The organism is Gordonia abscondita (genome assembly GCF_032711245.1).
GTDB lineage: Bacteria > Actinomycetota > Actinomycetes > Mycobacteriales > Mycobacteriaceae > Gordonia.
In genome coordinates, this window is record NZ_CP128986.1 from 499,162 (window position 1) to 518,025 (window position 18,864).

Here is an 18,864-nt window from a genome sequence, read left to right on the forward strand (position 1 = left end):
CCGGGTGGGCGGCACGTCACCGGTTGTCGTCACGGCGGGCGCAAATGCGGCATCCGGAGCCGATTAGGTGTGGTTGGCGTCAGCGTGATTACAAGGGGCGTCTCCGGCCGTCGCCGACCGTAACGTCGCCGCCATGCCTCAGCCTCTGCGGTTCTCCGCCTTCGTCATGAACACGACTTCGCACATCCTGCACGGTGCGTGGCGTGACCCCGATGCCCGCCAGACCGACTTCAACTCACTCGAGCATTGGATCGACCTCGCGAAACGGTTGGAGGACGCGCACTTCGACTTCATCTTCTTCGCCGACGTGGTCGGGTTGTACGACGACTATCAGGGCGACTGGCGAAAGTTCGTCGACTCGGGTCTGCAGATTCCGAGCAACGATCCGCTCGTCATCGCCTCCGCTTTGGCCTCACACACCGAGAACCTCGGAATAGCGATCACCAGCTCGATCCTCCAGGAGCATCCGTTCGACTTCGCCCGCAAGATCTCGACCCTCGATCACGCGTCGAAGGGGCGGATCGCGTGGAATATCGTCACCAGCCTGTCGTCGAACGCGTGGCGCAACTTCGGATACGACGGGATCACCGCCCACGACGACCGATACGCGTGGGCTGACGAATACGTCGACGTCGTCTACAAGCTGTGGGAGGGATCGTGGGACGACGATGCGTTGATCCAGGACAAGGCATCCGGGCTCCACGCCGACTTCGACCGCGTTCACAAGATCAATCACGAAGGCCCCCGCTACCGCGTCGAGGGGCCGCACCTGGCGTCCCCGTCGCCGCAGCGGACTCCCGTCCTGTTCCAGGCCGGGTCCTCGGCCACGGGGAGACGGTTCGCGGCGCGCAACGCCGAGGCGCAGTTCATTCAGTCACCGACGCCTGAAGCGGCCCGCGCCCTCATCGACGACACTCGCAGACTCACCGAAGAGGCCGGACGCGACCGCGACGACATCACGTTCTTTCAAGGGCTGTCGTTCGTCGTCGGCGACACCGAGGCGGAAGCCGCTCGAAAGGCTCGAGAACTCGACGAACTCATCGACGCGAGCACCATCATCGCCCATTCGGCGGGCGGGATAGGGACTGACCTCGGCTTCTACGATCTGGACACGCCGATCGGAGACATCACCACCGAAGGCACCCAGAGTTTCCTACTGTGGCTACGCGAAGCGGTCCCCGACCGAGAGCCGACGGTCCGCGACTTGGCTGAGCTGCGAAGTCGGAGCGGGCGGATCGTCGGCACCCCGGAGCAGATCGCCGACCGACTCAGCGAATGGCAGCAGGCGGGGGTTGGCGGGATCAACGTCGTCAACGCGACCATTCCCGGTTCGTACATCGAGTTCATCGAGCACGTACTGCCCGTCCTTCGTGAACGCGGTCTCGCGCAATCGGACTACACGCCGGGTACCGCTCGGCGAAAGCTCACCGGTCGCGACCGACTGCCAGAGACCCATCCTGCGGCACAGTATCGCGGCGCGTTCACGGACGTCCGAGTCTGACGGCTGCGGCAGGGCGCTGGCGCGACGTCGGTCTATCCGCACGAACGCAGTGACCGCGGCGTCTCAAGGGATACATAGGCCATCCTTACCTGCATCGATGCACGCGCGCTCGCTAATATTCGGTGCGTGAGTGAGTCTGCAGCCCCCGAATTCCTCTACTCCGACCTCCTTCCGGCCGACCAGGACGACACCCCGTATCGCCTCGTCACCACCGAAGGCGTCTCGACGTTCGACGTCGAAGGCCAGAAGTTCCTGAAGGTCGATCCGGAAGCGATCACGAAGCTGACCGCTGAGGCGATGCACGACATCAGCCACTACCTGCGGCCCGCGCACCTGCGCCAGCTTCGCAAGATCATCGACGACCCGGAGGCATCGGGCAATGATCGCTTCGTCGCCCTCGACTTGCTGAAGAACGTCAACATCTCGGCGGGCGGTGTCCTCCCGATGTGCCAGGACACCGGCACCGCGATCGTCATGGGCAAGAAGAGCGAAGGTGTTCTGACCGGTGCGGACGACGGCGAGACCATCAGCCGCGGCGTCTACGACGCGTACACGAAGCTGAACCTGCGCTACTCGCAGCTCGCGCCGCTCACCACGTACGACGAGAAGAACACCGGCACCAATCTGCCCGCACAGATCGAGATCTACGCGACCGAACAGGGCCCGAAGGGGCCAGAGTACAAGTTCCTGTTCATGGCAAAAGGCGGCGGTTCGGCCAACAAGTCGTTCCTGTTCCAAGAGACCAAGGCCATCCTGAACCCGAAGCGGATGCTCGAGTTCCTCGACGAGAAGATCCGTTCGCTCGGCACCGCGGCCTGCCCGCCCTACCACCTAGCCGTGGTCGTCGGCGGCACGTCGGCGGAGTTCGCGCTCAAAACCGCTAAGTACGCGTCGGCGCACTACCTCGACAATCTGCCTACCGAAGGCTCGATGTCGGCTCATGGTTTCCGCGACAAGGAGCTCGAAGAAGAGGTCTTCAAGCTGACGCAGTCGTTCGGTATCGGCGCCCAGTTCGGCGGCAAGTACTTCTGCCACGACGTGCGCGTGGTCCGACTCCCCCGCCACGGCGCTTCCTGCCCGGTCGCGATCGCAGTCTCCTGCTCGGCCGATCGCCAGGCACTCGGCAAGATCACGGCCGACGGCGTGTTCCTCGAGCAGCTCGAAACCGACCCGGCGCAGTACATGCCGGACGCTGGAGTCGCCGAAGACATCGCTGGCGGCGAAGTCGTCCAGATCGATCTCAACCGCCCGATGCCGGAAATTCTCGAAGAACTCTCCAAGCATCCGGTCAAAACTCGTCTGTCGTTGACCGGTCCGTTGGTCGTGGCCCGCGACATCGCACACGCCAAGATCAAGGAACGTCTCGACGCAGGCGAACCGATGCCCGAGTACCTGAAGAATCACCCCGTCTATTACGCGGGACCGGCGAAGACGCCCGAGGGCATGGCGTCGGGTTCGTTCGGCCCGACGACAGCCGGCCGCATGGACAGCTACGTCGAGCAGTTCCAGGCCGCGGGCGGCTCCATGGTGATGCTCGCCAAGGGCAACCGATCCAAGCAGGTCACCACCGCGTGCGATACGCACGGCGGCTTCTACCTCGGATCTATCGGCGGCCCGGCCGCGCGGCTGGCTCTCGACTGCATCAAGAGCCAGGAGGTCATCGAGTACCCTGAGCTCGGCATGGAAGCCGTGTGGAAGATCGACGTCGAGAACTTCCCCGCATTCATTGTCGTCGACGACAAGGGCAACGACTTCTTCACCGACCCGTCCGGGACCGTGAACGTGCCGATCAGCGGCATCCGGGTGCGCTCCAAGGAGCGGTAGCCGCCGCCCTCCTGCTCATCGGCCAAGATTGTGGTCAGTTATCGTTCACCATGAACGTCAACTGACCACAATCTTGGCCGATTCCGTTGACTGTTGCTGACCACCCTGCCCTGCCTTGCCCTGCCACAAACCCTGCATCGCTCGCGGCGTCTCCTATCCTGGAGCCATCACCGGCACACACGAGAGGCGGTTTCGGCTTGAATTCGACAGCATTCGACGTTGTCGTGATCGGCGGAGGGATCGCCGGTGTATCGATCGGACACGAGTTGGCCGCCGACCGGCGGGTCTGCCTGGTCGAGCGAGAGAACACGCTCGCGTTCCACACGACCGGGCGTTCGGCCGCCCTCTATCTCGAGACATTCGGCAACGCCACCGTTCGGGCACTGACCGCGGCGAGCCGTGCGTTCCTCGCCGATCCGTCCGAGACGTTCGAGGGTCCGCTTCTGACGCCGCGTCCGTACCTCGTGTTCGCGCGGACCGGTCGGGGCGCTGCGCTCGTCGACTTCTACCGGGACGTCCGACGCCAGGCACCCGCGGTTGAGATGCTGTCCGCCGACGATGCACTCGGCCTCGCCCCGTACCTACGCCGCGACGCGATCGAGGCGGGGCTGCTCGACCCGAATGCCGACGACATCGACGTTCACGGACTCCATCAGGGCTACGTCCGGGGACTACGGCGACGCGGCGGCGAGATCCGCACGCGCGCGGCGGTGACCGCCCTCAACCGCGTGAACCGGTCCTGGACCGTGACGCTCGCCGACGGCGACTCGTTGACCGCACCCGTGGTCGTCGATGCGGCCGGCGCATGGGCCGATCGAGTCGCCGAACTCGCCGACGCCCCGTCGGCCGCGCTGAGTCCGCGGATTCGCACGATCTTCGGTGTCGACGCACCCAAAACGCCGGCCACCGCCGACCTGCCGGTCGTCAACGATCTCGACGACTCGTTCTACATCAAACCCGAGGCCAACGGACTCCTGTGCTCTCCCGCGGACGAGACGCCGAGTCACCCACACGACGTCCGACCCAACGATCTCGAGATCGCTCGCGCGATCGAGGCGATCAACGAGGTCACCGATCTGAATCTGCGGCACGTCCGCTCGTCATGGGCGGGACTGCGGACCTTCGCGCCAGACCGGTCACCGGTCGTCGGCTTCGATCCGAACGTCGAAGGCTTCTTCTGGTTCGCAGGCCAAGGCGGCTATGGCATCCAGATGGCCGACGGGCTCGCCAGAACCGGAGCCACAGTGTTCCGTGGCGAGCCGATGCCCGACGACATCGCCGCGCGCGGAGTGCACGCGGCCGACCTCGCGCCGGGGCGATGAGGGCGTCGGCGCAGCTCCGTCTCTACCGCTCGCGATCCACGTTCGCCATCTTCAACACGTCCAGCCGTCGGTCCAGCTCCTCCACCGACAGCGCGTCGCCGATCAGACCACGGTCGATCACGGTCTGCCGAATCGTCGTGCCGTCGCGCAGCGCCTGTTTAGCGACGGCGGCGGCCTCCTCGTACCCGATCGCCGAGTTCAGCGGTGTCACGATCGACGGCGACGACTCGGCGAGCGTCCGCAGCCGCTCCTCGTGCGCCTGCAACCCTTCGATGCACCGGTCGGCGAACAGGCGCGACACGTTCGCGAGCAAGTTCACCGATTCGAGGACGTTGCGCGCCATCATCGGGATGTAGACATTCAACTCGAACGCACCGTTGCCACCGCCCCACGTGACGGCGGCGTCGTTGCCGATCACCTGTGCCGCTACCTGCGTAACCGCCTCGGGCAGAACTGGATTGACCTTGCCCGGCATGATCGAGCTGCCCGGCTGCAGGTCCGGGAGGGCGATCTCGCCGAGGCCCGTCAACGGCCCCGACCCCATCCAGCGGACATCGTTGGCGATCTTCGTAAGCGACACGGCGATCGTCTTCAACTGTCCGGACAGTTCGACGAGGCCATCGCGGGCGGCCTGCGCTTCGAAGTTGTCTTTCGCCAAGCTCAGCTCGTCGACCCCCGTCAACTCGACGAGCTTCGCGACGACCCGCGTGCCGAAGCCTTCCGGCGCGTTCAGTCCGGTACCGACTGCGGTGCCGCCGATCGGGAGTTCACCCACGCGCGGCAACGTCGACTGCAGGCGTTCGACGCCCGCCTGGACCTGCCGCGCGTAACCGCCGAACTCCTGACCGAGGGTCACCGGCACGGCGTCCATCAGGTGCGTGCGCCCCGACTTCACCACCGAGGCCCACTCGCCGGACTTCGCCGCGAGCGCCTCATGCAGCCGGTCCAAAGCCGGGATCAGCTGACGGACGACGGCCTCGGTCGCCGCGACGTGCGTCGCGGTCGGGAACGTGTCGTTGGAGCTCTGGGACATGTTGACATCGTCGTTCGGGTGCACTGTGACGCCCGCCTTCGCGGCAACCGACGCAATCACCTCGTTGGCGTTCATGTTCGAGCTGGTACCCGACCCGGTCTGGAAGACGTCGATCGGAAACTGGTCATCGTGAGCGCCGTCAGCGATCTCGCGGGCAGCGACGACGATCGCGTCGGCCTTCTGCGCGTCTAGTAGACCGAGGTCCTTGTTGACCAGCGCGGTCGCCGCTTTCAGCAGGCCGAGCGCACGAATCTGCGTGCGTTCGAGCGGCCGGAAGCTGATCGGAAAGTTCTCGACGGCGCGCTGCGTCTGCGCCCGCCACAGCGCGGCCACGGGAACCCGCACCTCGCCCATAGTGTCGTGTTCGATCCGGTACTCGTCGTCAGCCATAGTCAGTACAACCCTTCGTGAGAGGTTCGTGTTCCCGGAAGCTCAGCCCTTCATGGCGACTCCGTGTCGCCAGTAGCCCATGAACGCCACCTGGGAACGGGCGATGCCGAGTTCCTTCACCAGGTGCCGACGCAGGCCGGTGACGACTTTGCTCTCGCCTGCGATCCAGTAGTAGCGCTCCCCGGGCGCTGGCTCGGGACCGACGTCCTCGCCGAGGTTGGAGAAGACCGGAGTCTCCCAAACCATCGGATCGTCCGGACTCTCGTCGATCTCGACCTCGTTGTCGGACACCGAGTCAGCGGCCCCCAGATGGTCGAGGACTGCCGGACGGAGCCGTGCCCCGTGGTCCGCGCCGTCGCGTGCCAGCCAGTGCACGCTCACTCCGGCCGGAGCGGCGAACGGCAGTACATCGCCTCCGGTCGGGACTTCGATGAACACGGTGCCGCGCAGATCGGCTGGCGCGTCCTCCAGGATCCGCGCGATCGCGGGCGCCGCCGTCTCGTCGCCGGCCAACAGCACCGAAGCCGAATCGCCCGGCAGGTACTCCAGGCCGCCGCCGTCGAGCCGACCACGGCGTGGCGCCACCAGCATCACTTCGTCACCCGCCGATGCACGCGACGCCCACGTCGACGCCGGACCGGACGCCCCCGGCGCCAAGTGCAGCACGAAGTCGACCACTAACTCGGTGGCGTCGTCGTCTCCGACCCGCACGTCGCGGATCGAATAGGTGCGGATGGCACCACGTCGATCCTCGGGAATTTCGAGCCACCGCTGGTACCAGTCGTCCCCGCCTGCCAGCTCCGGCAACACACCTGACGACGGCGGGAAGATCACTTTGATGCGCTGGTCGAACGTATGTCCCGGGTTCCCGAGCCGGTCGACGTCGTCGCCCACGAACGTGATCCGGACGAAACTCGGCGACACCGGTTCGACGAGACTCACTCGCGCACGCCCGAGAACGTACGGCCCCTCGTCGACAACCGGCTTACTGTCAGCGGACATGGTGCCTCCCAATCGGCATGACGGCGGGTTTCCCCGACACTGGATCTTGCAGAATCTGACTCTTGAGCCCGAACACCTCGTCGACGAGTTCGACGGTCATCACCTCGTCGGGCGTCCCGGTCGCGTGGATGCTCCCCGAGCGCATCGCGACTAGCCGGTCAGCGTAGCGGGCAGCAAGATTGAGGTCGTGCAACACCATCACGATGGTGGTGCCGCGCCGCTCCCGCAAGTCGGTGAGCAGGTCGAGGACCTCCACTTGGTGGGCCAGGTCGAGGAAGGTCGTCGGCTCGTCGAGCAGCAGAATCTCGGTCTCCTGCGCGAGCGCCATCGCGATCCACACGCGTTGACGCTGCCCGCCGGACAACTCGTCGACCGGCCGGTCGGCAAGGTCAGCGGTTCCGGTCGCATCGAGGGCGTCCGCAACGGCCTCGTAGTCGTGGCGGTTCCACGGGGCGAGGACCTTCTGGTGCGGGTGGCGGCCGCGCCCGACGAGGTCGGACACGGTGATTCCCTCCGGTGCGACCGGACTCTGCGGTAGCAGCCCGAGCATGCGGGCGACGTCGCGGGAACGTCGCGACGAGATGTCGCGTCCGTCGAGCACCACCTGCCCGGACGACGGGGACAGCAATCGGGCGAGTGCGCGCAGCAACGTCGACTTACCGCAGCCGTTGGCGCCGACGATCGACGTGATCTGACCGGGAGCCACGTCGAGATCGAGGCTTTCCACGATCACCCGGTCGCCGTAGGCGAGTCGGATCTTCTCAGCGGACAGCTGATGGTGGACGGTCACAGGGTTCCTCCCGACCGGTTGACGCGAATGAGCAGATAGATGAGGAACGGCGCGCCGAGCACGCCGGTCACGACGCCGACCGGGTAGCGGTGCGGCAACGCGAACTGTGCGACGAGGTCGGCGGACATGACCAGGAGTGCGCCGACGAGTCCCGCGGGCAGCAGCATCGACCCGCCGGCCCGCGTGAACAGACGCATCGCGATAGGTCCCGACATGAACGCGACGAACGAGATCGGGCCGGTGCCCGCCGTCGCGAACGCCAACAGGAGGACGGCTCCGAGCAACACGATGATCCGGGTCCGTTCCACGCCTACACCCATGCCTGCAGCGGTGTCGTCGCCCAAGCGGAGCACGTCCATGTCGCGGGACTCGAACAACATGAGCGGAACGACGACCGCCGCGACCACCAGCAGCGGCACCACTTTGTCCCATGTGGGCTCGGCGAGCGACCCGGTGATCCACCGCAACGCGTTGGCGATGTCCCAGTCGGCTGCACGTGCGAGCACGTAGGAGACGACGCTCGACAGCATGGCGGCGACGCCGATGCCGATCAGGATCAAGCGGGTCGCCGAGAAGCCTCCGTTCATCGACAGGCCGTACACCGCCCACGCCGCGACGAGTGCGCCGACGAGGGCGGCGATCGAGACTGCGGTGCCGGTGAGTCCGAAGATCACGATGGCGACGACGGCCGCCGCCGACGCGCCCCACGAAATCCCGATGATGTCGGGCGAGGCGAGTGGGTTGCGCAGGAGCGTCTGGAAGGTGACACCCGCAACACCGAACGCGAGCCCGGACAGCGCCGCCAGGCAGGCCCGCGGCAGCCGTAGCTCACCAACGGTGAACGACGCGCCCGGCACCGTCTCGCCGCCGATGACGCGGAACACGTCGTCGAGCGGATAGAATCGCTGGCCCACCATCAGCGATACGAAGAACACACCGACCACGAGCGCGACCAGAATCGCCAGGATCGCGGTGCGACGCCGAGCACGGGCCGCTCGCCCCGCTTTGACGGTCTCGATGGTCGTCACAGTTCACGCACCTTCTGCCGTCGGACGATCCAAATGAAGAACGGGGCGCCGATGATCGCGGTCACCACGCCGACATCCACTTCTTCAGGTCGGACGATGAGTCGTCCCACGACGTCCGAGACCACGAGGAGTGCAGCCCCTACCAGCGCCGAGAACGGCAACAGCCAACGGTGATCGGTGCCGATCACCGCACGGCAGGCGTGCGGGACGAGAAGTCCGACGAAAGCGATGGGTCCGGCGACGGCGGTGGCCGCACCGGCCAGGACGACGGCTGACACCCCGGTCACGACTCGGGTACGCCCGACGTTCTCGCCGAGCCCCGTCGCGACGTCATCGCCGAGCGCCAACGAATTCATGCCGCGCGAGCACGCGAACGCGAGCAGCGCGCCGACGGCCAGCACCGGCGAGACTACGGCGATCCGGTGCCAGTCGGCACCGCCGACCCCACCGACCTGCCAATGTTGGAAGCGTGTCATCACGTCGACGCGCGGCAGCAGGACCGCGCTGGTCAGGCATGTCAATGCCGCTGCCGTCGCCGCACCCGACAGTGCGAGCTTGAGCGGAGTCGCGCCGCCTCGCCCCATCGCGCCGACGGCGTAGACGAACACCGCGGCGATGGCGGAGCCCACGATGGCGACGGCGATGTACGAGTACGGGTCGCTCATGTTGAAGAAGACGATGCCGCAGACGACGGCGAGAGCCGCACCGCCGGAGATGCCGAGGATTCCGGGGTCAGCGACCGGGTTGCGGGTCACTGCCTGCATGCCAGCGCCCGACAGTGCGAGAGCGGCCCCGACGATCACCGCGAGCACGGTGCGTGGAATCCGCTTCTCGACGGCTGCGGCGCCGAACGAGTCGGCGTCGCCGAACAACGCACTCGTGATCTCGCCGAATGCGACGTCGCGGGCGCCGAACGCGATCGACACGCAGAAGAGAGCGGCGACCACGACGACACCCGCGAGAAGCCAGGCGACGCGACGGGTCAATGCGCCGCGGCTGCCGAGCCGAGTACGTCCATGTATTTGTCGATGCCCCACGGGATCGACAGCGGGGTCGGATTCGACGACGCCGCCAGCGGAGTGTCGTCCTGCAGGACTGCGACGTGGCCGTCCCGGATCGCCGGAACCTTACCGAGAAGCGGGTCCGCTTGCAGACGTTTGACGGTGTTCTCGTCGCCGTAGGTGACGATCAGTCCGACGTCATTGAACTGGTCTGCCTTCTCGGCGCTGACCTCGGTGTAGAACTGGTCGGTGTCGGCGGTGTTCTGCTCGACGGCTGACGGCACCGGGATACCGGCGTCACGCAGGAAGGTCGCGCGCGGGTCGTGAAGGTTGTAGTACATGAACTTGCTCGTGTCCGTCGGATCGAGGTACGCGAACATCGTCTTGGTGTTCTTCAGGTCGGGGTACTTGCCGACCGCAGCCTCGATCTGCCCGGTGAGGTCGGTGACCAGCTTGTCGCCTTCGGCTGCCTTGCCGAGCGCCTTCGAGTCGAGCTGGATCATCTCCTGCCATGTCGTGCCCCACGGGGTCTTCGGGTAAGCGACGACCGGTGCGATCTTGTGAAGCGTGTCGTACTGGCCCTGGGTGAGGCCGGAGTACGCGCCGAGGATGACGTCCGGCGCGGTGTCGCTGACGGACTCGGCGTCGACTCCGTCGGTCTCGTCGTACAGCGCGGGCGTCTCACCGCCGAGTTCTTTGAGCTTGGTGTCGACCCACGGGAGGATGCCGTCGCCGTTGTCGTCGCCCCAGGTGGCCTTGGCCATTCCGACCGGCACGATGCCGAGGGACAGTGCCACCTCATGGTTGGCCCAGCCGATGGTCGCTACGCGTTCGGGTGCTTCGTCGATGGTCGTGGTGCCGAGCGCATGTTCTATCGTCACGGGGAAGCCTTCGCCGCCGGCGCCACCGCCGGATGCGTCGTCGTCGGAGTTCGAGCACGCGCTGACCGTGACGGCCAGGACGGCCGCGCAGGCGAGAGGGAGGAATCGGGACTTTCGCACGCCGTGTGCCTTTCGGGAGTTGGGAGACGACCCGTAGCTATGGGTAGGCTCGCTTAACTTAACATTGAGCGGTCGGCCCCTCACGATCGCCCCCGAAACCCCTGGCCGCCCTTGTATCGTCCCTGAGGAAACACGCATTGTTCCATTCGACGACGGGGCGCCAGCATGATGAAGTTCCTCCAAAATCTCGGCAAGTCGATCATGCTGCCGGTCGCGGTGCTGCCGGTCGCCGCGATCCTCGTCGGCATCGCCAACTGGATCATCGGCATCAACGACGACCAGGCCAACGTCGTCACCTCGTTCCTGCAGACCGCAGGCCTGGCGATCCTCGACAACATGGCACTGCTGTTCGCGGTCGGCGTCTCGATCGGCATGGCTCGCAAGTCCGACGGCACGTCCGCGCTCGCGGGCCTCGTGTCGTGGCTGGTCATCACGAGCCTCCTCGCCCCGTCGTCGGTGATGACGCTGCTCTCCCGCGACTACTCGACCTCGCCGTTGGAAGACGGTGCGACGCTCGCCGAAGGCGAGAAGATCGTCCAAGAGCACGGGCAGTGGATGCTCGCATCCCCAGACATCAACGCGGCGTTCGCGCCCGGCTCGTTTCAGAACGCATTCATCGGAATCCTGTGCGGCATCATCGGCGCTGTCTGCTACAACCGCTTCAAGTCGGTCAAACTGCCCGACGCCCTCTCATTCTTCTCCGGCCGACGATCGGTCGCCATCGTCACCGCGGGCGTCTCGCTCATCATCGGACTGGTCCTACTGTTCCTGTGGCCGCTCATCTACAGCGGCCTCGTCTGGTTCGGCGAACACATCGTCGACCTCGGGGCCGTCGGCACCGGACTCTACGGCTTCTTCAACCGGCTCCTCATCCCATTCGGCCTGCACCACGCTCTCAATTCGGTGTTCTGGTTCGACGTCGCGGGCATCAACGACCTCAACAACTTCCTTTCTGGCGACGGCGAGTTCGGCGTCACCGGCCAATACATGACCGGCTTCTTCCCTGTCATGATGTTCGGTCTGCCGGGTGCGGCGCTCGCCATGTACGTGACCGCGAAGACCAAGCGCAAGAAGATCGCCTACGGCATCCTCCTGTCAGGCGCGGTGTCGTCATTCTTCGTCGGCGTCACCGAACCGCTCGAGTTCGCATTCATGTTTCTCGCACCACCGCTGTATCTGATCCACGCGGTGTTCATGGGCATCTCGATGGCGATCAGTTCCCTCCTGCCAGTCCGCATGGGCTTCGGGTTCTCCGGCGGTTTCGTCGACCTGATGCTCAACTGGACCAACCCGCTGGCCGAGAACCCGTGGATCATCCTCGTGATGGGCGCGGTCTGGTTCGTCATCTACTTCTTCGTCTTCCGGTGGGTCATCCTGAAGTTCCGGCTCAAAACCCCCGGGCGTGAAGACGACGACCCGGAAGACACCGACGGCGACGACTCCGGATCGGACGGTTTCGTGGGCACCGCGGTCAAGTTCATCGACGCGCTCGGCGGCAAAAGCAACATCGCCGAACTCGACAACTGCGCGACCCGCCTGCGGATGGAGATCAACGATCCGGCGATCGTCGACGAGCCTGCCCTCAAACGTGCGGGCGCCGCGGGCACGATCAAACCCGGCGGCAAATCAGTCCAGGTGATCTACGGACTGAACGTGCAGTTCGTGAAAGACGCGATGGAGAAGGTTCTGGCCGGCGACATCGAAGCCCCCGCCGCCGACGACGTGCCGGACGCTGTACCCGACGCCGACGAGTCCTCGGCGTCGGTCGCAGTACTGGAGAAGACGGAGACCGTCGTCCTGCACCGGCCGATCCCCGGCTATGCGATCGCACTGTCGGAGGTGCCGGACGCGACGTTTTCGTCCGGGATGATGGGCCCGGGCGCGGCGGTGGTACCCACGTCGGGTGAAGTGACCGCACCGGCCGACGCGACCGTGGTCACCGTGTTCCCCACCGGCCACGCGATTGGCCTGCGTCTGGCGGACGGCACCGAAGTCCTCGTCCACGTCGGGCTCGACACCGTCAAGATGAAGGGCGACGGGTTCGAACCGCTCGTCGCCGCGGGCGACACGGTCACCCGGGGCCAGCCGATTCTGAACGTCGACCTCGGCAAGATCGAGGCGGCCGGCCATCCGACGGTGACCCCGGTCGTGGTGATGAACAACAAGTCCGCCGTCGTCGAACTGACCTGACCGCGGCCGGTACCGTTGGCCGCATGTATGTGAAGGTCTGCGGGCTCACCGACCCGGCGACGGTCGACGTCGCCGTCGACGCGGGAGCAGACGCGATCGGTGTGGTGATGAACCGGACCAGCTCGCGTGCCGTCGACGCCGGTATCGCGTCGACGATCGTCGAGCGGGCAGGCGGCCGCGTCGACACCGTCCTCGTCGTCAACGACATGCGCGCTGTCGACGCCGCCCACATCGCCGCCGATCTGGGCTTCGCGGTGCTGCAATTGCACGGAACCTACGCCGCCGACGACTTCGCCGCCGCATCCGCCGTGATTCCACGGCTGTGGCGCGCGACGTCGCTCGCGAACGACCCCCCGTTGCAAGTCGGAGCTTACGGTGAGGAGAGCTTGCTGCTCGACGCCCCTAAACCCGGCTCGGGCGAGCGATGGGATCTATCGGTTCTCACCGACCGCGTCACCGGCCACTGGCTCCTCGCGGGCGGACTCACTCCAGACAACGTCGCAGACGCGGTCGCGCAGGCGAAGCCGTGGGGCGTCGACATCTCCAGTGGTGTCGAGTCGGCGCCGGGCGTGAAGGATCACGCAGCCGTGCGCGCTTTCGTCGCCAACGCCAAGGCCGCTGGCACAAGTCTCACCTAGACGGCCGAAACAGCACCATTCGGCCGCCAATGTCCACATACGTGAGAGTTGTGCCAAAGTTCCGAAACGCACACAGGCCCCCTGTCGCCTAGACGACAATTCCGACATGGACACGGGGGTCTATAGGTGGGGACAGTTGACAGCGCGTGCGCCGCGAATCGAATTGCGGCACGCCATCGCAGACGGAACACTCGTCCGTCTCAGACGTGGTTGGTACGCGCTCGCGTCCGCACGCAATGAGACGGTCCACGCAGTCCGCGCCGGCGGCGTTCTCTCGTGCGCATCCGCGCTGCGAATGCACGGAGTGTGGGTGCCGCCCGCCAACAAGCTCCACATTCGGGGGAACGACGGCGCAACCCGAGATCACCCCGACTGGTGTCGGCAGTCCGGACGCCAGCCACCCGAACTGTCCGCGGTCGACGACCTGCTCACGGCGCTCCGCCACGCGTCCCGATGCTTGTCGCCCGAGGACTTCGTCGTGGTGTGCGACTCCGTCATCAACCTCGGCCTGATGACCAGTGCGGATCTGGTAGCCGAGTTCGCGGGCGGGCCACGCCGACTACGTCGGGTCCTCGACCGAATCGACGGTCGCGCAGAGTCGGGCATCGAGACGATGGTGCGCCTGCGCTTGCAGTCCGAACACATCCGAGCCCGGCCGCAAGTGACGATTCCGATGATCGGCCGCGTGGACTTCCTCGTCGGGACTTCGTTGATCATCGAAGTCGACGGTGCCGCATTCCATCTCAACACCGATGCGTACGAGAACGACCGCCTCCGCGACCTGCGCGCGCACGCGTTCGGATACCACCCGGTGCGGCTGACGTACGCGCAAGTCGTCTACCAGTGGAGTTCGGTCGGTCCTCTCCTCGTCGAATTGGTCCGCCGCGGTGAACACATGCGATGCGTCGAGGTGCCCCCGCTGGGCACAACTCTCACGTAGGCGGCCAAAACAGCCGGATTTCGGCTCGAGCGTCCATATACGTGAGAGTTGTGCCCGCTCACCGCTCGTCGAGGCTCTGCTGAATCCGGTTCATGCCGCCGAGCCAGCGGTCGGGCGAGGTGGCGCGCGCGAGGTAGTAGTCGCGGACCTGCGGGTGCGGGAGGATGTAGAACTCGTCGGTCTGCAACGCGTTCCACGCGGCGTCGGCGATGTCGGACGGTTCGAGCACTGCGTCGTGCGACAGGACCTCTTTGAGGTCGCCCGACTCCTCGTAGATTCGGGTGCGGACGCCTTGCGGGCAGATTGCCTGCACGACGATGCCTTGGTGCCGGTAGGTGGCCGACAGCCATTCGGCGAAGCCGATCGCGCCGTGTTTGGTCGTCGAGTAGGCGGGAGCGCCGAGCATGGTGAGCATGCCCGCGGCGGAAGCGGTCACGACATAACGTCCGCCACCCTGCTGCACCCATTGCGGGACCAGCGCGCGGGCCGCACGTACATGCGCCATCACGTTGACCTCCCACGAGTCGGTCCAGTCCTCGTCGGACGCAGCCAACCCGCGACCGCGGTCGATGCCCGCATTGCCGAACCAGACGTCGACACCGCCGAGCCATTCGTTAGCGGTCGCTACCAGACCGTCGGCGCCTTCGGGCGACGCCGCGTCACCCGGCGCGGCGATCGCCCCGATCTCGTGGGCGAGAGCGTGGACAGCATCGGCGTCGAGGTCGTTGACCATGACCTTCGCACCTTCGGCCGCGAGCTTGGCAGCGATCGCCCGTCCGATACCCGCGGCGGCTCCGGTGACGACGACGCGTCGAGCGGTGGAATCGGAAGTCATGAGGTCTCCTCAACTCGTGTACTCTCCGAAATAAGCGGTCGCTTAGTTTCATCGACAGTGTGCCAGAGAGGAGAACGCCGGTGGTATCGAAATCCGAACTCACTCGCGCTCGACTCCAAGACGGCGCGATGGCGTCCTTCGCCGAACACGGCTTCCACGGAACGAGCACCCGCCACATCGCCGCGGCGGCAGGCATGAGCCCGGCCGCGGTATACGTGCACTACCCCTCGAAAGAGGCGCTGCTGTACGAGATCACCAAGACCGGTCACGAGCAGATTCTCGGCATCGTCAAGACCGCAGACGCTTCCGCACCCGACGCCACGACACGTCTGGGCAACATAGTCCGCGAGTTCGTCATCTATCACGCGCAACACCACGCTAGTTCGCGCGTGGTCAACTACGAGATGACCAAACTCGAACCCGAGCACATCGCCGAGATCGTCGCGATCCGCGTCCTCATCGACCGGACGTTCACCCGGGTCGTTGAGGACGGCATCGCGACGGGCGAATTCACGGTCAGCGACGTCGCGATGACGACCACCGCGATCTCATCACTGGGCATCGACGTGTCCCGGTGGTTCCGCGACGGCCGGACGTGGAGCCCGGAATCAGTCGGCGACTACTACGCCGGACTCACGTTGGCCATGGTCGGCGCCCGCCGACCGTAAAATCTTCCGGACTGTCACACGGCGGCCCGGTATACCCGATCGACAGATAAAGGAGGCGCTGTGCGCCGCGACATCTACACCGAAGACCACGAAGCGTTCCGGGAGACCATCCGGGCCTTCATCGAATCCGAGATCGTCCCCGTCTACGACCAGTGGCTCGAAGCAGGCATTGTCCCGCGCGAGTTCTACAACAAGGTCGGCGAGTTGGGCGTGTTCGGCATCGAGGTCCCCGAGGAGTTCGGCGGCGCAGGTGTCGACTCATACAAGTACGAGGCGGTCATGACCGAGGAGATGGCGCGCGCAGGCGTCAGCCTCGGCGGCTCGTCGGTACACATCCCGCTGTGCCTGCCGTACCTGCTGGCGCACGCCGACGACGAGCAGAAGAAGCGTTGGCTGCCCACGATGGCGACCGGCGAGACGATGTTCGCGATCGCGATGACCGAGCCGGGCACCGGATCGGATCTGGCCGGCATGCGGACCACCGCCAAGCTCACCGAGGACGGCACCCACTACGTCCTCAACGGCTCGAAGACGTTCATCACCGGCGGCGTCAACGCCGACCGCGTCATCGTCTGCGCCCGGACGTCGCCCCCCAGCGAGACCGATCGCCGCTTCGGCATCAGCCTGCTCGTCGTCGACACCACGTCGAAGGGCTACGAGGTCGGCCGCAAGCTCGACAAGATCGGCTTGCGCGTCTCGGACACCGCTGAACTCTCGTTCACCGATGTTCTCGTGCCGGTCGAGGACCTTCTCGGCGAAGAGAACCAGGGCTTCTACTACCTGGGCCAGCACCTGCCGCGTGAGCGATTGTCGATCGCTGTCGGCGCGTACGCACAGGGCTCCGCGGCGATCCGCTTCGCCAAGGAGTACACACAGGAGCGCCAGGTGTTCGGTAAGCCGGTCGCATCGTTCCAGAACTCCAAGTTCGAGCTCGCCGCCTGCAAGGCGCAGGTCGACGCGATGGAAGCCGTTGTCGATCGCGCGCTCGAGGCGTACGACAAAGGTGAGTTGACGGCTGCCGACGCGGCATCGGCGAAGCTGTTCTGCACCGAGGCCGCGTCGGACGTCATCGACCGCTGTCTCCAGTTGCACGGCGGCTACGGGTACATGACCGAGTACCCGATCGCCCGCCTGTACGCCGACAACCGAGTGAACCGCATCTACGGTGGGACCAGCGAAGTGATGCGTTCGATTATCGCGAAGAACATGGGGCTGTGACTGTACGTCACTGACATGCGACGCTTGACGGCGTGAGCCACCGACTTCCGGAACCGGAACCCACGCCCGAACCGGCGACACAGCGTCGGCCGCGCCGTCAAGCACCCGCCCCCCGGCCCGAGCCCGCTCACAGTCCTGGCCACGGCCACAGTCACGACCACGGCGGTGACATTCCCGGTGTCGTCGCCCGATACGCCAAACCCGCGGTAATCGTGGTGCTCGCGATCGCCGCACTGTTCGTGGCGATCGGCGCGATCATGTCCTGGCCGTCCGACGACGACCACCCCATCCCCCTGCAGTTCCAGTCGTCGGATGGCGGCCCACTGCAGATCTACGATGCGACGGTCGTCTCACAGACGCGCGCCGACTGTTCAGTGGTCGACTCGGGTAAGCCGACGGCCGAGTATCCAATGATCCCGACGACCGGTGGCGCGTGCATCGCGGCAGTACTCCACCTCGATTCGGGCCCGAACGACGGCCAGTACACCGTGCTGTCGATTCCGACGAACGCCGCTCAGTCCGGTGCCGGACCGGATTCGCGGTCCATCGACGCCGGAGCCCCGGACGATCCGCAGCCGGGCCAGCCGAGCCTGTCGGTGGACGACGAGATCCGGGTCAGTGCGATGCCGTCGCACAGCGTCGACGCCGACGACGACACCCTGACCTACGCGTTTTACGACTACACGCGCGGGACGCCGCTGATCTTCTGGGCGGTCGCGTTCGTGCTGGCCGTGGTCGTCGTCGCCACGTGGCGCGGCCTCCGCGCGATCATCGGCCTAGCGGTCGCGTTCGCGATTCTCGGCTTCTTCACGTTGCCGTCGATCCTGGACGGGCACGACGTCGTCTTGGTCGCGATTGTGTCGGCCGCCGCGATCTTGTTCGTCGTCCTGTATCTGGCGCACGGGGTAACTCTCCGCACGAGCGCGGCACTGGTCGGCACACTCGCGTCACTCGTCGTCGCGGGACTACTCAGCAGCGCTGCGATCAGCAGCCTGAAGTTGACCGGTCTCTCCGCCGATTCGACGAAGAGTCTGCAGTTGTATCAGGGAACGCTCTCGTTGAACGGACTCCTGTTGGCGGGTTTCGTTATCGGCACGCTCGGCGTCCTCAACGATGTGACGATCACGCAGGCGTCGGCGACGTTCGAACTCGCGGCAATGCCCGGTCAGACTCGACTCGGCGCGTTCCGCGCCGCGATGCGGGTCGGCCGCGACCATATCGCGAGCACCGTCTACACGCTGGTATTCGCCTATGCGGGCAGTGCGCTCCCACTGCTGTTGTTGTTCTCGGTCGCCGCGCAACCGGCCTCGTCACTTCTCACGTCCGAGGAGGTCGCGATCGAGTTGGCGCGCGCCTTCGTCGGCGGCATCGCGTTGGCATTGTCGGTGCCGCTGACGACGGCCGTCGCCGCCGCGCTCGTCGTGCCGGGCGGCAAAACTCCAGCGTGATGACCGACACTTGGCCGCCGGACAGGAGATGACCG

General features: G+C 65.9%; 16 protein-coding genes. 9 read left to right on the plus strand and 7 right to left on the minus strand.

What is annotated here, in order from left to right; genetic code table 11:
* Positions 1-133 precede the first annotated feature (133 nt).
* The 3 genes from MP11Mi_RS02290 to MP11Mi_RS02300 all read left to right on the plus strand — a co-directional run bounded on the left by MP11Mi_RS02290 (position 134) and on the right by MP11Mi_RS02300 (position 4,647).
* A complete protein-coding gene (locus MP11Mi_RS02290; protein WP_420040708.1) occupies positions 134-1,501 on the plus strand; it encodes an LLM class flavin-dependent oxidoreductase in 1,368 nt (455 codons plus the stop codon).
* Positions 1,502-1,627: 126 nt separating this feature from the next.
* Complete coding sequence (locus MP11Mi_RS02295) at positions 1,628-3,325, plus strand: fumarate hydratase (RefSeq protein WP_420040709.1); 1,698 nt, start codon at positions 1,628-1,630, stop codon at positions 3,323-3,325.
* A gap of 197 nt (positions 3,326-3,522) precedes the next feature.
* The gene (locus MP11Mi_RS02300; protein ID WP_420040710.1) at positions 3,523-4,647 is read left to right on the plus strand and encodes an NAD(P)/FAD-dependent oxidoreductase; all 1,125 of its coding nucleotides are present in this window, start codon (positions 3,523-3,525) and stop codon (positions 4,645-4,647) included.
* Between the two features lie 22 nt (positions 4,648-4,669).
* On the opposite strand, the gene MP11Mi_RS02305 is transcribed toward MP11Mi_RS02300, so the two are convergent.
* The 6 genes from MP11Mi_RS02305 to MP11Mi_RS02330 are packed head-to-tail and all read right to left on the minus strand — an operon-like array spanning position 4,670 to position 10,892.
* Positions 4,670-6,070 carry a class II fumarate hydratase gene (locus tag MP11Mi_RS02305; RefSeq protein WP_420040711.1) on the minus strand — a complete coding sequence of 467 codons (1,401 nt, stop codon included), beginning with the start codon at positions 6,068-6,070 and terminating at the stop codon, positions 4,670-4,672.
* Positions 6,071-6,112: 42 nt separating this feature from the next.
* Positions 6,113-7,072, minus strand: coding sequence for a siderophore-interacting protein (locus MP11Mi_RS02310; RefSeq protein WP_420040712.1), 960 nt, complete (start codon positions 7,070-7,072; stop codon positions 6,113-6,115).
* On the minus strand, positions 7,062-7,862 hold the full coding sequence (locus MP11Mi_RS02315; RefSeq protein WP_420040713.1) for an ABC transporter ATP-binding protein: 801 nt from the start codon (positions 7,860-7,862) through the stop codon (positions 7,062-7,064). The genes MP11Mi_RS02310 and MP11Mi_RS02315 overlap by 11 nt, the downstream gene beginning before the upstream one ends.
* A complete protein-coding gene (locus MP11Mi_RS02320) occupies positions 7,859-8,890 on the minus strand; it encodes a FecCD family ABC transporter permease (protein ID WP_420040714.1) in 1,032 nt (343 codons plus the stop codon). Before MP11Mi_RS02320 ends, MP11Mi_RS02315 begins: the two co-directional genes overlap by 4 nt.
* Positions 8,887-9,876 (minus strand): FecCD family ABC transporter permease, encoded by a 990-nt coding sequence (locus MP11Mi_RS02325; protein WP_420040715.1) that lies wholly within the window; start codon positions 9,874-9,876, stop codon positions 8,887-8,889. Before MP11Mi_RS02325 ends, MP11Mi_RS02320 begins: the two co-directional genes overlap by 4 nt.
* Positions 9,873-10,892, minus strand: a complete 1,020-nt coding sequence (locus MP11Mi_RS02330; protein WP_420040716.1) for an iron-siderophore ABC transporter substrate-binding protein — start codon at positions 10,890-10,892, stop codon at positions 9,873-9,875. Before MP11Mi_RS02330 ends, MP11Mi_RS02325 begins: the two co-directional genes overlap by 4 nt.
* 165 nt (positions 10,893-11,057) lie before the next feature.
* Here MP11Mi_RS02330 and nagE point away from each other — a divergent pair, with 165 nt between their 5' ends.
* The 3 genes from nagE to MP11Mi_RS02345 all read left to right on the plus strand — a co-directional run bounded on the left by nagE (position 11,058) and on the right by MP11Mi_RS02345 (position 14,660).
* Complete coding sequence (gene nagE, locus MP11Mi_RS02335; RefSeq protein ID WP_420040717.1) at positions 11,058-13,082, plus strand: N-acetylglucosamine-specific PTS transporter subunit IIBC; 2,025 nt, start codon at positions 11,058-11,060, stop codon at positions 13,080-13,082.
* Positions 13,083-13,105: 23 nt separating this feature from the next.
* Positions 13,106-13,720 (plus strand): phosphoribosylanthranilate isomerase, encoded by a 615-nt coding sequence (locus tag MP11Mi_RS02340; protein WP_420040718.1) that lies wholly within the window; start codon positions 13,106-13,108, stop codon positions 13,718-13,720.
* 106 nt (positions 13,721-13,826) lie between these two features.
* Entirely contained in the window at positions 13,827-14,660 is an 834-nt protein-coding gene (locus MP11Mi_RS02345) for a hypothetical protein (RefSeq protein ID WP_420040719.1), read from the plus strand.
* A 58-nt stretch (positions 14,661-14,718) separates the two neighbouring features.
* On the opposite strand, the gene MP11Mi_RS02350 is transcribed toward MP11Mi_RS02345, so the two are convergent.
* Positions 14,719-15,495, minus strand: a complete 777-nt coding sequence (locus MP11Mi_RS02350) for an SDR family oxidoreductase (protein WP_420040720.1) — start codon at positions 15,493-15,495, stop codon at positions 14,719-14,721.
* An 80-nt stretch (positions 15,496-15,575) separates the two neighbouring features.
* On the opposite strand from MP11Mi_RS02350, the gene MP11Mi_RS02355 reads away from it, so the two are divergent.
* Genes MP11Mi_RS02355 through MP11Mi_RS02365 form a run of 3 tightly spaced genes read left to right on the plus strand, consistent with a single transcriptional unit; the run spans position 15,576 to position 18,829 of the window.
* Positions 15,576-16,163, plus strand: a complete 588-nt coding sequence (locus MP11Mi_RS02355; RefSeq protein ID WP_420040721.1) for a TetR/AcrR family transcriptional regulator — start codon at positions 15,576-15,578, stop codon at positions 16,161-16,163.
* A 60-nt stretch (positions 16,164-16,223) separates the two neighbouring features.
* On the plus strand, positions 16,224-17,381 hold the full coding sequence (locus MP11Mi_RS02360; RefSeq protein WP_420040722.1) for an acyl-CoA dehydrogenase family protein: 1,158 nt from the start codon (positions 16,224-16,226) through the stop codon (positions 17,379-17,381).
* Between the two features lie 32 nt (positions 17,382-17,413).
* Positions 17,414-18,829 (plus strand): YibE/F family protein, encoded by a 1,416-nt coding sequence (locus MP11Mi_RS02365; protein ID WP_420040723.1) that lies wholly within the window; start codon positions 17,414-17,416, stop codon positions 18,827-18,829.
* The last annotated feature ends 35 nt before the right edge of the window (positions 18,830-18,864 follow it).